General features: G+C 65.2%; 15 protein-coding genes. 4 read left to right on the forward strand and 11 right to left on the reverse strand.

From position 1 onward, the window contains the following. Positions 1-17 precede the first annotated feature (17 nt). The 10 genes from V6M89_RS15325 to V6M89_RS15370 form a co-directional block, all read right to left on the reverse strand. Positions 18-1,559 (reverse strand): alpha/beta hydrolase, encoded by a 1,542-nt coding sequence (locus V6M89_RS15325; protein ID WP_332853969.1) that lies wholly within the window; start codon positions 1,557-1,559, stop codon positions 18-20. Between the two features lie 141 nt (positions 1,560-1,700). Then, the gene (locus tag V6M89_RS15330; RefSeq protein WP_332853970.1) at positions 1,701-2,777 is read right to left on the reverse strand and encodes an L-threonylcarbamoyladenylate synthase; all 1,077 of its coding nucleotides are present in this window, start codon (positions 2,775-2,777) and stop codon (positions 1,701-1,703) included. Further along, entirely contained in the window at positions 2,774-3,976 is a 1,203-nt protein-coding gene (locus V6M89_RS15335) for a 5-(carboxyamino)imidazole ribonucleotide synthase (RefSeq protein ID WP_332853971.1), read from the reverse strand. Before V6M89_RS15335 ends, V6M89_RS15330 begins: the two co-directional genes overlap by 4 nt. Beyond that, a complete protein-coding gene (purE, locus tag V6M89_RS15340) occupies positions 3,977-4,477 on the reverse strand; it encodes a 5-(carboxyamino)imidazole ribonucleotide mutase (RefSeq protein ID WP_332853972.1) in 501 nt (166 codons plus the stop codon). Position 4,478: 1 nt separating this feature from the next. After that, complete coding sequence (locus V6M89_RS15345) at positions 4,479-5,372, reverse strand: phosphoribosylaminoimidazolesuccinocarboxamide synthase (protein ID WP_332853973.1); 894 nt, start codon at positions 5,370-5,372, stop codon at positions 4,479-4,481. 121 nt (positions 5,373-5,493) lie between these two features. Further along, positions 5,494-6,558 carry a class II fructose-bisphosphate aldolase gene (fba, locus tag V6M89_RS15350; protein ID WP_332853974.1) on the reverse strand — a complete coding sequence of 355 codons (1,065 nt, stop codon included), beginning with the start codon at positions 6,556-6,558 and terminating at the stop codon, positions 5,494-5,496. A gap of 156 nt (positions 6,559-6,714) precedes the next feature. Next, a complete protein-coding gene (gene pyk, locus V6M89_RS15355; protein ID WP_332853975.1) occupies positions 6,715-8,166 on the reverse strand; it encodes a pyruvate kinase in 1,452 nt (483 codons plus the stop codon). A 204-nt stretch (positions 8,167-8,370) separates the two neighbouring features. Beyond that, positions 8,371-9,588 carry a phosphoglycerate kinase gene (locus tag V6M89_RS15360; protein WP_116992149.1) on the reverse strand — a complete coding sequence of 406 codons (1,218 nt, stop codon included), beginning with the start codon at positions 9,586-9,588 and terminating at the stop codon, positions 8,371-8,373. Between the two features lie 68 nt (positions 9,589-9,656). Then, positions 9,657-9,986: an AzlD domain-containing protein gene (locus tag V6M89_RS15365; RefSeq protein WP_332853976.1), complete on the reverse strand. Its 330-nt coding sequence runs from the start codon at positions 9,984-9,986 to the stop codon at positions 9,657-9,659. Then, complete coding sequence (locus V6M89_RS15370; protein WP_332853977.1) at positions 9,979-10,725, reverse strand: AzlC family ABC transporter permease; 747 nt, start codon at positions 10,723-10,725, stop codon at positions 9,979-9,981. Before V6M89_RS15370 ends, V6M89_RS15365 begins: the two co-directional genes overlap by 8 nt. A 137-nt stretch (positions 10,726-10,862) precedes the next feature. On the opposite strand from V6M89_RS15370, the gene V6M89_RS15375 reads away from it, so the two are divergent. The 4 genes from V6M89_RS15375 (at position 10,863) to V6M89_RS15390 (ending at position 13,180) form a co-directional block, all read left to right on the forward strand. Beyond that, a complete protein-coding gene (locus V6M89_RS15375; RefSeq protein ID WP_026334010.1) occupies positions 10,863-11,069 on the forward strand; it encodes a zinc-finger domain-containing protein in 207 nt (68 codons plus the stop codon). Positions 11,070-11,112: 43 nt separating this feature from the next. Continuing rightward, complete coding sequence (locus tag V6M89_RS15380) at positions 11,113-11,538, forward strand: YybH family protein (protein ID WP_332853978.1); 426 nt, start codon at positions 11,113-11,115, stop codon at positions 11,536-11,538. Positions 11,539-11,628: 90 nt separating this feature from the next. Then, on the forward strand, positions 11,629-12,603 hold the full coding sequence (locus tag V6M89_RS15385; protein WP_332853979.1) for a YheT family hydrolase: 975 nt from the start codon (positions 11,629-11,631) through the stop codon (positions 12,601-12,603). Next, the gene (locus tag V6M89_RS15390) at positions 12,596-13,180 is read left to right on the forward strand and encodes a DUF2946 family protein (protein WP_332853980.1); all 585 of its coding nucleotides are present in this window, start codon (positions 12,596-12,598) and stop codon (positions 13,178-13,180) included. Before V6M89_RS15385 ends, V6M89_RS15390 begins: the two co-directional genes overlap by 8 nt. Here the strand turns inward: V6M89_RS15390 and V6M89_RS15395 are convergent. Further along, positions 13,155-14,825, reverse strand: a complete 1,671-nt coding sequence (locus V6M89_RS15395; RefSeq protein WP_332853981.1) for a M48 family metallopeptidase — start codon at positions 14,823-14,825, stop codon at positions 13,155-13,157. The two genes, V6M89_RS15390 and V6M89_RS15395, sit on opposite strands and share 26 nt — an antisense overlap. Positions 14,826-14,937: the final 112 nt, after the last annotated feature.

Below are 14,937 nucleotides of genomic sequence, written 5' to 3' on the forward strand. Positions count from 1 at the left end.
TTACATCGAAACCGATTTCACCGGCTTGGTGCAGAATCGAAGAAGTTTCTTGCTTCGCGGAGGCAGAATGGCGCCACCAAACCGGCGTGATAAGCGTCGTTGACCGCCTTGTCGGCGGCCGCCGACGTGCCCTTGCTGGCCAGCACGGACAGGCGCAGCACCTGCTTGGCGGCGGCGAATTCGGCGCGCGTGGCGCGATAGGGAACCAGCAACGCCGAGTCGTCCACATCCAGCACCGTCAGCAGGCTCGATGCCATGCCGCGGGCGGTGAAGTAGTCATTGGTGGCGTCGGTATTGGCGAACGGCACCACCGGGTCCTGGTTGCCGCCGCACAGGAACAGCGGCACGGTCGGCGTGTAGGTACGCAGGTCGTTCCTCAGCAGCCATTTACGCAGCGGCTGGGCCGGCGAGCAGGCCAGCGGCGCGCCAGGGCTGGCGTTGCAGGGATGGTCCTTGAGGTCGGCCAGGTAGCCGTTGCGGTAGCTGGTCTTCATCAGGTGGTCGACGCCGAAATAGGACGCGTAGCCCGACGCCTGCGGCAGGGAATCCTGCGCGAACAGCACGTCGTTCGGCAGCTTGCCGGCCGCGACCAGGTCGCCCAGGCCCTGCGTGCCCGGCAGCAGCGTATCGATGCCGGTGGCGTACTTGGCCTCGTAGATGTCGTCCAGGCTGTTGTAGATGGCGGCGCCGGCGCGCTGGCCGGCGTTGATCAGCATCGGCAGGAAACCGCTGGAACCCATCGTCGGCGCGCCGCCGTAGATGCCGTCGCCGAATTGCAGCAGCGCATACGGGCCGGACATCGGCGCCGCCGCCGTCACCGTGAATTCGCTGGCATACTTGACCTGCATCGCGCGCTGGGTGGCCAGCGCCACGAAGCCGCCTTGAGAGTAACCACTCACCATCAGCCGGCTGGAGGCGTTGGCGCTGATGCTGCCGAACACGCTGCGGGCGGCGCGCAAGGCGTCGACCATGTCGTTCGATTGCTGGTCGGCGTCCAGGTAGGCGTGGTAGGCCAGCGACGAGCCGGCATAGCCGGCGTAGTTCGGCGCCACCACGATGTAGCCCTGGGTCGCGAACATCGCCGCCACCAGCAGCGCCTCGGTGCCGGACAGGTTGGACATGTCGGTGGTCTTGCGCGGCGAGGTGCCGTGCGCGTACAGCATCACCGGACGGGCGCCCTGGCAGGCCGGGTTGCTGCCGGACGGCACGATGATGGCGGTGCTGGCGTCGGTGTCGGCCGCCACCGAATCGACGGTGTGGTACTTGAGGGTGTAGGTGGTGACGGCGCAGGTCGGCGTGCCGGTCATGGAACTGCCGAGGGTGATGGCGCCGTCGACCAGTTTCTTCATGACGGCCGGATCAATGGTGCTGGCCATGGCGCCGCCGCCGATGGCGGCCGGCACCAGCGTGGCGCCGCCGATGGGCACGCCGCGCAGCTGGACCGGCGGCTGCGTCACCACGTTGCCGCCGGTCTGGTTGCCGGCGGAACCGCCGCCGCCTCCACAGCAGGCCAGCAGGACGGCGAGGGAAATCAAGGAAAAACGGGCGGCGTTAAACATGGCGCATCCTTGAATAAGGTGCGGGGCGTAAAAGTAGCCCCTGCTGATAGGTCAAGATTGCCGGAATCTTTTTTTGCCCGGCAACGCTTTAGCTTAGCAGGAAAGTAATCTCATCGCATGTGGTATCGCAACGCCCACGTCTCATTTTGTCAGCAGGGACGCGATCACGCCGGCCGAGCCGAACACCGAACGGCGCAGGCGGTCGTTCACTCCCAGCCATTGCGCGCCTTGCGGCGGGGTCTCCACCAGGATCAGGTCGGAGCCGGTCTGGTCCATGTCGCGCAGCGCGGCGTACAGGCCGTAGGCGTAGCCGGCCGGATCGGCGGGCAGCATGCATTGCGGCTGCTGTTTTGGCAGGGCCGGCAAGGCGTGGCTGATCAGCGCCACCTTGACGCCGCGCGCCTGCAACTGCGCCAGCGCCGCCGTCAGCTCGGCTTGCGCCAGCATGGTGACCGGGGTGCGCGGCGCGTAATGCGATTCCAGCGTGCCGGAGGCGCGCGGAGCAGCCTGGTCCGGCGCGGCCGGCAGCGCGCCGATGACGTCGGCGATCTGCTGCGCGCTGATGTGGCCGGGACGCAGCAGCACCGGGCCGTGCGTGGCCAGGCGCGACAGGTCGACGATGGTCGATTCGATACCGACCTGGCTGGCGCCGCCTTCCAGCACCGTGGTCAGCAGCGCGCCGCTGCAGGCTTCGCCGTCGGTGGCGCCGTCGTCCCGCTCGTCGAGGCCGAACTCGTCGCGCACGTGCTGCGCGGTGGTCGGGCTGACGTTGCCGAACTTGTTGGCCGACGGCGCTGCCACGCCGCCCTTGCCGCCCTTGAAGGCGCTCAGCAAGGCGATCGCGACCGGATGCGACGGGCAGCGGATGCCGACCGTATCCTGGCCGCCGGAGACGGCGTCGGGAATGTGGCTGGCGCGTTTCAAAATCAAGGTCAGCGGACCGGGCCAGAAGGCGGCCACCAGTTGACGGGCTTCCGGCGGGATGTCGGTGACCCAGTAGTCGAGCGCGGCGCCGGGGGCGACGTGGACGATCACCGGATGATCGTTCGGACGGCCCTTGGCCTGGTAGATGCGGGCCACGGCCGCCGGGTTCTCGGCGTCGGCGCCCAGGCCGTAGACGGTCTCGGTGGGGAAGGCGACCAGGCCGCCCTCCTCCAGGATCGCCGCCGCCGCCGCGATGGCGCTGTGATCGGCTACCGTTGCGGCCTGCTGCTTCACGGTGCCGCCTTGTCGATCGCCAAGATGGCGCAGGCGGCATCGAGCTGCTGCTGCGCTTGCGCCAAGGTCGGCGCGATGAAGGTCAGGTGACCCATCTTGCGGGCGCGGCGTGGATCGTCCTTGCCGTACAGGTGCAGGCAGGCGCCCGGCAGCGCCAGCACCTGGTCCCAGGCCGGTTCGCGCGTGGCGTCGGTGTCGTCGGTGAACCAGACGTCGCCGAGAATGTTGAGCATCACGGCCGGCGAATGCTGGCGCACGTCGCCCAGCGGCAAGCGCGCCATCGCGCGCACCTGCTGCGCGAACTGGCTGGTGACGCAGGCGTCCATCGTGTAGTGGCCGCTGTTGTGCGGACGCGGCGCCATCTCGTTGACCACCAGGCTGCCGTCGGTGAGCACGAAGAACTCGATGCATAGCACGCCGACATAACCGAGCTCGGCGACGATGGCTTGCGCCGCCTGCTGCGCGATCCTGGCGCTGGCGTCGGACACGTTCGGGCCCGGCACGGTGGTGGTGAACAGGATGCCGTCGCGGTGGACGTTCTCGGCGATCGGATAAACCACCGACTCGCCGTCGGCGCCACGGGCGGTCAGCACCGAGACCTCGTAGGCCAGCGGCAGCATCTTCTCCAGCAGGCAAGTCACGCCGTCCATGCTGTCGAAGGCGGCGCGCACGTCCTCGCGGCTGCGCACGCGGACCTGGCCCTTGCCGTCGTAACCCATGCGCACGGTCTTCAGGATGCCGGGCAGCAGATCGTCGCCGATGGCGGCGATGTCTTCATGCGAGGCGATCACCTTGTGCGGCGCCGGCATCACGCCCGACTTGGGCGCGCAATCGACGAAGAAGCGTTTCTCGGCGATGCGGTCCTGCGCCACCGACACGCCGTGCGCGTTCGGCGCGACAAACACTTGCTGCGCCAGGCGCGACAGGCTGTCGGCCGGCACGTTCTCGAATTCGGTGGTGACGGCCAGGCATTGCGCGGCCAGCGCGTCGAGGCCGGCGGCATCGCTGTAGCCGGCTTCAACCAGGCGCTGCGCGACCTGCCCTGCGGGACAATCGGCCGCCGGTTCCAGCACGGCGACTTGATAGCCCATGCTTTGCGCGGCCTGGGCGAACATGCGGCCCAGCTGGCCGCCGCCCATCACACCCAGCCAGGCTGGCGGATTGGCGGCTGGCAGAATTGGTGAAAACTGTTTACTCATTTATTCCAGCGGTAAAGTCATGGCCTTGGCGGCTTCGGTTTGCGTGACACGGAATGCTTCCAGCTTGTCGGCCAGCGCGTCGTCGTTGGCGGCGATCATGGCGACCGCCGTCAGCGCGGCGTTGGCGGCGCCGGCTTCGCCGATGGCGAAGGTCGACACCGGCACCCCCTTGGGCATCTGCACGATGGACAGCAGCGAATCCTCGCCGCGCAGGTACTTGGACGGCACCGGCACGCCCAGCACCGGCACGATGGTCATCGCGGCCACCATGCCAGGCAGGTGGGCCGCGCCGCCGGCGCCGGCGATGATGGCGCGCAGGCCGCGAGCGCGGGCGCTCTTGGCGTAGGCGTACATCTCGTCCGGCATGCGGTGCGCGGAAATGACTTGCGCTTCAAACGGCACGCCGAACTGCTTGAGGATGGCGACCGCGTTCTGCATCACGTCCCAGTCCGACGACGAACCCATGATGACGCCGACCAGTGGCTTGTTCTGCTCGCTCATATCAGGCCTTCAGCTTCTGGCCGGTCAGGCGCTCGATGGCTTCGAAGTACTTGGCCTGGGTCTTGTCGATGACGTCGGCAGGCAGCGCCGGCGCCGGTGCGGTTTTGCCCCAGGTCAGGGTTTCCAGGTAGTCGCGCACGAACTGCTTGTCGAACGACGGCGGCGACATGCCAGGCTTGTACGAGTCCGCTGGCCAGAAGCGCGACGAGTCGGCGGTCAGCACTTCGTCCATCAGGTGCATGACGCCGTTGTCGTCCAGGCCGAACTCGAACTTGGTGTCGGCGATGATGATGCCGCGCGTGGCGGCGTAGTCGGCGGCGGCCTGGTACAGGGCGATGCTGACGTCGCGCATCTTGGCGGCCAGTTCGGCGCCGATGCGGTTTTCCATGTCGGCAAAGCTGATGTTCTCGTCGTGCTCGCCCAGGTCCGCCTTGGCGGCCGGGGTGAACAGCGGCTCAGGCAGCTTCTCAGCCTGTTGCAGGCCGGCCGGCAGCTTGATGCCGCAGATGCTGCCGGTGTCCTGGTAATCCTTCCAGCCCGAGCCGATGATGTAACCGCGCACCACCGCCTCGACCATGATCGGCTTCAGGCGCTTGGCGACCACGGCGCGGCCTTTGACCTGCTCCACTTCGTCGGCGGCGACCACCGATTCCGGCGCCACGCCGGTCAGGTGGTTCGGCACGATGTGGCCGAGTTTCTCGAACCAGAAATCGCTCATCTGGTTCAGGACCATGCCCTTGCCGGGGATAGGCTCGTTCATGACGACGTCGAAGGCCGACAGGCGGTCGGTGGTGACGATCAAAATCTTGTCGTCGCCGACTGCGTAGTTGTCGCGGACTTTGCCGTGGCCGAGCAGTGGCAGGGAGTGAATGGAGGTCTGGTAAAGGCTGTTCATAGCGGGAGGTGGATAGACTAGCGGTATAGAAAAGCGAAAACCGGCGCAGGGAAAACCTTGCTAGCCGGTCAAGAGAGATGGACCGATTCCCGAAAGAATCAGTCCGTTCCAAAACAGAATTTTACTTCACAATCTGCGACAGCTCGCCGGCCTTGTAGCGCTCGGCCATTTTTTCCATCGGGATGACCTTGATCTTCGACGCCTGGCCTTCGCAGCCGAAGGACTGGAAGCGGGCGCGCACGATCAGCTCGGCGGCGGCGCGGGCTGGCTTCAGGAAGTCGCGCGGGTCGAACTTCGATGGGTTCTCGAACAGGAACTTGCGGGTGGCCGCGGTCATCGCCAGACGGATGTCGGTGTCGATGTTGATCTTGCGCACGCCGTGACGGATGCCTTCCTGGATCTCTTCGACCGGCACGCCGTAGGTTTCCTTCATGTCGCCGCCGAATTCGCGGATGATGGCCAGCAGTTCCTGCGGCACCGACGACGAACCGTGCATCACCAGGTGGGTGTTGGGGATGCGGGCGTGGATTTCCTTGATGCGGTCGATGGCCAGGATGTCGCCGGTCGGCTTGCGGGTGAACTTGTAGGCGCCGTGCGAGGTGCCGATGGCGATCGCCAGCGCGTCGCACTGGGTGCGCTGCACGAAGTCGGCGGCCTGGGCCACGTCGGTCAGCAGCATTTCGCGGGTCATGGTGCCTTCGGCGCCGTGGCCGTCTTCCTTGTCGCCCTTCATGGTTTCCAGCGAACCGAGCACGCCCAGTTCGGCTTCCACGGTGACGCCGATGGCGTGCGAGAACTTGACCACTTCTTTCGATACTTCGACGTTGTACTCGTACGAAGCGACCGACTTGCCGTCCGCTTCCAGCGAGCCGTCCATCATCACCGAGGTGAAGCCGGAGCGGATCGCGCCCATGCAGACCGCCGGCGACTGGCCGTGGTCCTGGTGCATGACGACCGGGATATGCGGGTAGGCTTCGACGGCGGCGTCGATCAGGTGGCGCAGGAAGGCTTCGCCTGCATATTTGCGGGCGCCGGCCGAAGCTTGCATGATGACCGGGCTGTTCAGGGCGTCGGCCGCGGCCATGATGGCCTGCACTTGCTCCAGATTGTTGACGTTGAATGCAGGGATGCCATAGCCGTTTTCAGCGGCGTGGTCCAGCAGTTGACGCATGGATACGAGGGACATGGTAATACTCCAAACAATAAAAAAACCTTTGCCGAAGCCGTGCACCATGCGCCGTCATCCCCGCGCAGGCGGGGATCCATGCTGAGGATCAAATCAACTCGGCATGGATTCCCGCGTGCGCGGGAATGACGTATCTATGCGTACCCAGCTATCGTACTATTTAGTAAATTCTCCAACCTTGACGATCTTCAGCGCATTGGTGCCACCGACCTGGCCCATCGGCTCGCCCCAGGTGACGACGATCATGTCACCCTTCTTGGCGATGCCGTTCTGGACCAGCAGATCCTCGGCCTGTTTCAACACTTCCGCGCTGCCGGCCTTTTGCAGCAGATTGTAGGCCTTCACGTTGCGATACAGCGCCACCTTGCGCTGGGTCGTCACGCTCGGCGTCAGCGCGAAGATCGGCGTATCGATGTTGTGACGGCTCATCCACAACGCGGTCGAGCCGGACTCGGTCAGCGCCACGATGGCCTTCACCGCCAGATGGTGCGCGGTGAACAGCGCGGCATAGGCGATCGACTGATCGATCCGGGTGAAGGTCGCATTCAGGAAGTCGGCGTCGAGCTTGTTGTACTCGGACTGCTCGGCTTCCACGCAAATGGCGGCCATCATTTCCACCGTTTCAATCGGATAACGACCGGAGGCGGTTTCCGCCGAGGTCATCACCGCGTCCGTGCCGTCCAGCACCGCGTTGGCCACGTCCGATACTTCGGCGCGGGTCGGCACGGCGTTGAAGATCATCGACTCCATCATCTGGGTCGCGGTGATCGCCAGCTTGTTCGACTCGCGCGCCATGCGGATCATGCGCTTCTGCAGCGCCGGCACCGCCGCGTTGCCCACTTCCACCGCCAAGTCGCCACGCGCGACCATGATGCCGTCGGAAGCGTCGAGGATCTCCTGCAGCACAGGGATCGCTTCGGCGCGTTCGATCTTGGCGATCATCAGCGGCTTGTGGCCGAACGGCTCGCCGGCGATATTGGCCAGCTGGCGCGCCATTTCCATATCGGTCGCACTTTTCGGGAACGAGATCGCCAGGTAATCGCACTGGAAACTCATTGCCGTCTTGATGTCTTCCATGTCCTTGGCGGTCAGCGCCGGCGCGGTCAAGCCGCCGCCCTGGCGATTGATGCCCTTGTTGTTGGACAGTTCGCCACCGATTTTCACGGTGGTGTAAATCTCATGGCCGACGATCTGGTCGACCACCAGCACGATCAGGCCGTCGTTCAGCAACAGCTTGTCGTCGGCGCGCAAATCCTGCGGCAGCGCCTTGTAGTCCAGGCCGACGCGTTCCTGGTTGCCCAGTTCGCCGTTTTCGCCCCATTTTGCGTCCAGGATGAATTTATCGCCGTTCGCAAGGTCAATCTTACCATTTTCAAACTTGCCGACGCGGATTTTAGGACCCTGCATGTCGGCCATGATCGCCACTTCGCGGCCGCATTCGGCTGCCGCTTCGCGCACCAGACGGGCGCGGTCGATATGGTCCTGGGCCTTGCCATGCGAGAAGTTCAGGCGCACGACATCAACGCCCGCACGTATCATTTTCACCAGGACGTTGAAGTCAGTGGAGGCTGGGCCGATCGTTGCAACAATTTTGGTACCACGGGACATAGTATTCCTTGAGCGTTGGGTCATGCGAACAGTCTCCGCAAGTGCGGCGGAGACCCGGAAAAGCTGCGCTGTTTGTATTGCTTGGGCCCAAAATTTGTAGCAAAGCTACAAATTTCAGGCCTTTCTCAGGCATTAACTTGATTTTACTGTTAATTTGCTACACCGCACGACCGTGCTTTTATACTTACTATTTTTCCGTACTATTTACTGCGCCGCAGCACGCTGCGTCAAAATCTCCACCGCAGGCAGGGTCTTACCTTCCAGGAACTCCAGGAAGGCGCCGCCGCCGGTCGAGATGTAACCGATCTGCTCGGTGATGTTGTACTTGGCAATCGCCGCCAGCGTGTCGCCGCCGCCGGCGATCGAGAACGCCTTCGAGTTGGCGATGGCCAGCGCCAGCGTCTTGGTGCCTTCGCCGAACTGGTCGAACTCGAACACGCCGACCGGGCCGTTCCAGACGATGGTGCCGGCGGCGCCGATCTGCGCGGCCAGGATGGCGGCGGTTTTCGGGCCGATGTCCAGGATCATGTCGTCGTCGGCCACGTCAGCCACATCCTTGATGGTGGCGACGGCGGTAGGCGAGAATTCCTTGGCGCAAACGACGTCGACCGGGATCGGCACCTGCGCGCCGCGCTGGGCCATGATCTCGATGATGGCCTTGGCTTCTTCGACCAGCTCGTTTTCCACCAGCGACTTGCCGATGTTCAGGCCGACGGCCTTCATGAAGGTGTTGGCGATGCCGCCGCCGACGATCAGGTTGTCGACCTTGTCGGCCAGCGCCTTCAGGATCGACAGTTTGGACGACACCTTGGAACCGGCGACGATGGCCAGCAGCGGACGGGCCGGGGCGCCCAGCGCCTTGCCCAGTGCGTCCAGCTCGGCGGCCAGCAGCGGACCGGCGCAGGCGACCGGCGCGAACTTGGCGATGCCGTGCGTCGAGGCTTCCGCGCGGTGCGCGGTGCCGAAAGCGTCGTTGACGTAGATGTCGCACAAAGCGGCCATTTTCTGCGCCAGTTCGTCGCTGTTCTTCTTTTCGCCCTTGTTCACGCGCACGTTTTCCAGCAATACCACTTGGCCGGCTTGCAAGCCTTCCAGGCCAGCGCCGTCGACCCAGTTCTGTTTCAGCTCGACCGGCTGGCCCAGCAGCTCGGCCAGGCGCGCGGCGACCGGCGCCAGGCTGTCTTCCGCCTTGAACTCGCCTTCGGTCGGACGGCCCAGGTGGGACGTGACCATGACCTTGGCGCCGGCGGCCGCGGCAGCCTTAATGGCCGGTACGGAGGCGCGGATGCGCGTATCTTCGGTGATATTGCCGCTATCATCCTGCGGCACGTTCAAGTCGGCGCGAATGAAAACGCGCTTGCCTTGCAGCGCATTCTGGGCGATGAGATCTTGCAGACGGATGAAGTTCAAAACAGCGGACATGGTTACCCAAAGGTCGAGTTGAGGAAAGAGCGCTATTTTACCGCAAGGACGGGGTGATTTATCTGTTATTAAAATACATGCATCAGCCGCAAAGCCGTGTAAAAGGCCATGCCGAACACAATTGTCTGCAACATATTGCGTCGCAGCAAATAAAAGATCGTGGCGACGATCCCTGATACCAGTTTGAGATTGCTCACATCCAGCAGCGGATGGCTGTCCACCATGATCAGGTCCGGCGCCACGATGGCCGCCAGCGCGCAGGCCGGCGCGTAGCGCAGCATGCCCTGCACCCGCGGCGGGATGGTGATGTGCTGGCCGATCAGCCAGAACGAGCTGCGGGTGGCGGCGGTGGCCAGCGCCAGCACGCCGATGATGATCCAGATTTCCCAATCAGCCATGCGGTTTTCTCCATTTTTCGACGCCCTCTTCGATCGCCATCGAGGTCAGCATGCCGACCAGCACGGCCAGCAGCAGGCCCAGCTTGTACGGCAGGCCGGCCGCCAGCACCGACACCGCGCCGGCCACCAGCACGCCGCACAGCGCGGGACGTCCCACCACCAGCGGTATCATCACGCAGATGATGGCCAGGGTGCCGGCAAAGCCCAGCCCCCATTCGGCCGGCACGGCGCTGCCGAGGAAGATGCCGGCGATCGAACCGACCTGCCAGGCGCCCCAGTTGGGGTACAGCAGGCCTTTCAGATAGGACAGCTTGCCCACCTGCGGCGCCTCGCTGGGGTATTTATGCAGGAACATGGCGACCGTCATGTCGCCGGCCACGTAGCCGAGCACGAAGCGCTTGCGCCACGGCAGCTGGGCGAAATGCGGCGCCAGCAGGGCCGAGAAGATGACAAAGCGCAGGTTGACCACGAACGCGGTGGCGAAAATGACCCAGATCGGCGAGTGCGAGGCGATCAGCGGCAAGGCCGCCAGCTGGGCCGATCCGGCGAACACCAGCAAGGTCATGCCCAGCGCCTGCGGCACCGTCAGCCCGCTTTTGACCATGGCGATGCCGACCACCAGGCCCCAGGCGCCGATGCCGAACAAGGTGGGAGTGCCGGTCTTGAGGCCTTCGCGCCACGAGGGTTCGTGGTGCTCGGCGACATAGGGTTGGGAGGGTGTGCTGCTCAATTCGGTCATGTGCGTAATCGTGTGTCATTCCCGCCACATAGCAGGCCGCACCGGGGTTGTAGAGGCGCTATTTTACCGATGATTTTTGCTCAATGCGCGAATCCGTTAAAATCGTGGTTTTCCTCAGCCTTACGGAGCACACGAATATGACCAACGCCCACACGTCCGCCGCCACCAACGCAGTTGAGCTCGAGGGCAAGGACTTGCCGGCCCACTGCCCTAACCCGGCCATGCCGCTGTGGTCGTCCCACCCGCGCGTGTTCCTGGAGTTCAACCACGACGGCATCGCCAAGTGCCCGTACTGCGGCACCGCCTATCGCCTGAAGCCGGGCACCGTCGTCGCTCACCACTAAGTCACCACTAATATAAGCGCCAGCCACGCATCCCGGAGCCAGCATGCCCACCAAGCGAGTCAAGCAGTTGAATGGCAGTGCCGCCGAGACCGAATCGGCTTTTTACGACGCGCTCAACCGCGCCGACCTGGACGCGCTGATGGCGCTGTGGGCCGACGACGATGAAATCGTCTGCGTGCATCCGGGCGGGCCGCGCCTGATCGGGCATGCGGCGATCCGCAGCTCGTGGGCCGCGATCCTGGAACACGGCGGCCTGCACATCATGCCGTCGCAGCTGCACGAAACCCACAACCTGATGAGTTCCGTGCATACCTTGGTCGAGGGCACCACCGCCGGCGGCGAGGCCGCGCACCTGGTCGCCACCAACGTCTACGTCAAGACGCCGCGCGGCTGGCGCATCGTGCTGCACCATGTGTCGGTGGCGCCGGGACCGGCGCCGGCCGATACCCACAGCCAGATCCTGCATTAAACCCGCACAGCGGCAACCAGGGGTCAGACCCCGTACGGGGTCTGACCCCGCCTTATCGGGGTGAAAGCTCGGCTCAATCAACGGACAGCGATGAAATACACGGCGCCCTTCTGGCTACCTTCCGGCCACCTGCAAACCATCTATCCCGCCACCTGCATCGCCAAGCCGGCGGTGCGGTTCCGGCGCGAGCGCTGGGAGGCGCCGGACGGCGATTTCGTCGATGTCGATTTCGTCGACGGCCAGCCGGGCCAACCGTTCGTGGTGCTGTTCCACGGCCTCGAAGGCTCGTCCGACAGCCATTACGCGCGGGCGCTGATGGCCGACGTGGCCGCGCGCGGCTGGTCGGGCGCGGTGCCGCATTTCCGCGGCTGCTCCGGCGAGCCCAATCGCGCGCCGCGCTTCTACCACTCGGGCGACGCCACCGAGATCGACTGGATCGTGCGCCGCCTGCACGGCCGCAGCAGCGGCAAGTTCTACGCCGCCGGCGTCTCGCTGGGCGGCAACGCGCTGCTGCGCTGGCTGGGCGAGTCGCAGCACCAGGCCGATTTTGTCGACGCCGCCTGCGCGGTGTCGGCGCCGCTGGACCTGGCGCAGGGCGGCGTCTCGCTGTCGAGCGGCTTCAACATGATTTACACGCGCATGTTCCTGCAAACGCTCAAGCCCAAGTGCATCGCCAAGCTCCAGCAGTTCCCCGGCCTGTTCGACCTCGACGCGCTGCACGCCGCGCGCGACCTGTACGCCTTCGACAACGTGGTGACGGCGCCGCTGCACGGCTACCGCAACACCGACGATTACTGGGACCGCGCCAGCGCCAAGCATGTGCTGGACGACATCACCGTGCCGACCTTGGTGCTGAACGCGAAGAACGATCCCTTCCTGCCCGGCCGCCACCTGCCGCAACGCGCGGCGCCGAACGTGGTGCTGGACTATCCCGCCGAAGGCGGCCATGTGGGCTTTGCCGTCGGCGGCCTGCCGGGCAAGCTGCACTGGCTGCCGCAGCGCCTGATCCACTTCATGGAAGGCGTCAGCGCCACCTATTCCGCACTGGCAGAACAACATGGATGACATCGTCAAGCAAGCACTGGCCAAGTGGCCCAACGTGCCCCACTGCTACGGCTGGCTGGGACTGGATGCGCGCGGCAACTGGCGCATGCGCGACGAGCGCGCCCAGCACCTGAACCTGCCGGGCGACAAACTGCACCACGCGGCGCTGGTCGCCTTCATCGTGCGCAACTACGCGGCCGACGAGCGCGGCTGCTGGTATTTCCAGAACGGTCCGCAGCGTGTGTACGTACAGCTGGAGGCCACGCCCTACATCGTCCGCACCGATCCGGCGCAAGGCTGGACCTTGCACACGGGCGCGGCGCTGGGGCCGGTTGAGGAAGCGTTGCTGACGGAGACTGGCGCGCTGGTCTTGCACAGTGGCGCCGTGGTGGCGCAGCTGGACGACCGCGATTTCGCCCATGTGCTGCCACTGTTGAAAATGAACGGCGCCGCCGTGGCCGATGAAGACTTGCTGGCGTGGATGGAAGGCTCGGCGGCCGGCGCGCTGACGCTGGACGGCGTGGCCGTGCAGCGCGTGGCGGCGGCCGGACTACCGGAGCGCTACGGCTACGTCAGCGCACCGTCCGCACCGGCATAGGATTGTTATCCTGGCGCAGGCGGTCGAGCGGATTGCCCGGCGCCGCGCCTTCCGCGCCGCTGCGCATCTCCGCCTTGAACGCCGGGCGCGAATCGGCCTCGCGTAAATCCTTCTTGCCCTTTTCGCCCAGCTCCTCGCGGCGGCGCGCCTGCAACTCGCGCTCGCGCGCATCGATCACGGCCTGGTCGTAGAAGGAGGCGTCGGGCGACTTGCGCGCGTAGCTCAGCTGGTCCAGCGCCGACAGCACGCCGCCCTGCAACACATACGATTCCGCCAGCGCGATATGCTGCAAGGCCAGCTTGCCCTGCTTGGAATACGCCTGCGCCAGCAAATCGTAGGCATCCGGATCTTCGCGGTACAGCTGCACCTGGTCGCGCAGATAGACGGCCGCCTGCTCCAGCTTGCCGGCCGCGATCAGGGCCTCGCCATATTGATGCGCGATGCCGCGCGACAGCGGGAACTGCACATGCGCCGCTTCCGCCTCGGCCAATCCTTTTTCGATCATGGCCTTGTTGTCCGGCTGCGCCAGCTTGATCTCGATCGCGGTGCTGACGAAGATCGAATCCGGCGCCGGCCGCGCGGCCGCGCTGAAGGTGCCGGCGGCGGCCGGCTTGTCGAAGGTCGCGCGCGCCTTGTCGAGCCAGACCTGGGCTTGCGCGGTCTCGCCTTTTTTCAGCGACAGGAAAGCCATGCCGTACTGGCCGGCGGTGACCTGCTGGCGGTTTTCCTGCTGCATCTGGCCTTCAAAAAACGTCTTGGCCTCGGCCAGGCCGGCCGCGCTCGGGTCCTGCAACACCCGCGCGCGCGAACGCACCAGGTAGAAATCCAGGCTGTCCTGGCGCTGCTTGTAGGGCTGCTCGCGGATGCGCGCCTGGATGTCGGCGATGCGCTCGGTGGTCAGCGGGTGGCTTTGCAGATAGGCCGGCACCAGGTCGCTGTAGTTGCGGGTCGCGGTCTGCATGCGCTGGAAGAAGGCCACCATGCCCGAGGTGTCGAAGCCGGCCGCGCCCATGATCTGGAAACCGATGCGGTCGGCCTCGCGCTCGGCGTCGCGGCCGAAATTGAGTTGACGCTGGATCGCCAGGCCCTGCCCGGCCGAGAACACGCCGATGGCGGCGTCGCCGCCGGCCTTGGAGGCCAGCGCCGCCAGGATCATCGCCGCCAGCGGGATCAAGGCGTCCTGCTTCTGCTGGCCGATCGAGCGGGCGATATGGCGCTGCGCCACGTGGCCGATCTCGTGGCCCAGCACCGAGGCCAGCTCGGACTCGGACTGCGCCGCCAGCAGCAGCGCCGAGTGCACGGCGATGAAGCCGCCGGGCAGCGCGAAGGCGTTCAGCATCGGATCGCGCACAGCGAAGAAGTAGTAATCGAAATTGGCCTCGCCGCGCGCGCCGGGACGGGCGGCGACCAGCGAGTTGCCGAAGTTGTTCAGGTATTCGAGGATGGGGCCGTCGTCGAGGAAATCGCGGTCGCGGCGGATATCGCGCATGATTTCCTCGCCCAGCTTGCGCTCCATCAGCGGCGACAAGTCCTGGCGTTCGGTATCGCCTAGCGCCGGCAGGTTGGGGATTTTGGCGGGCGCCAGAACATCCTGTGCCATAGCCAGGGGCATGGCGATCAGCAGCGCGGCGGCAACTACACGCATGCGCAGAGAGCGGGGGGAGCGTTTTGTATTCACGATGATATGATACCCGCAACTTGGGCGCACAAGCACGGCGTCCGCCGACGAATTATTTTGTTACGTTTTGAAGCTCACC

It is taken from the genome of Duganella sp. S19_KUP01_CR8 (assembly GCF_036688705.1).
Classification (GTDB): Bacteria; Pseudomonadota; Gammaproteobacteria; order Burkholderiales; family Burkholderiaceae_D; genus Rugamonas.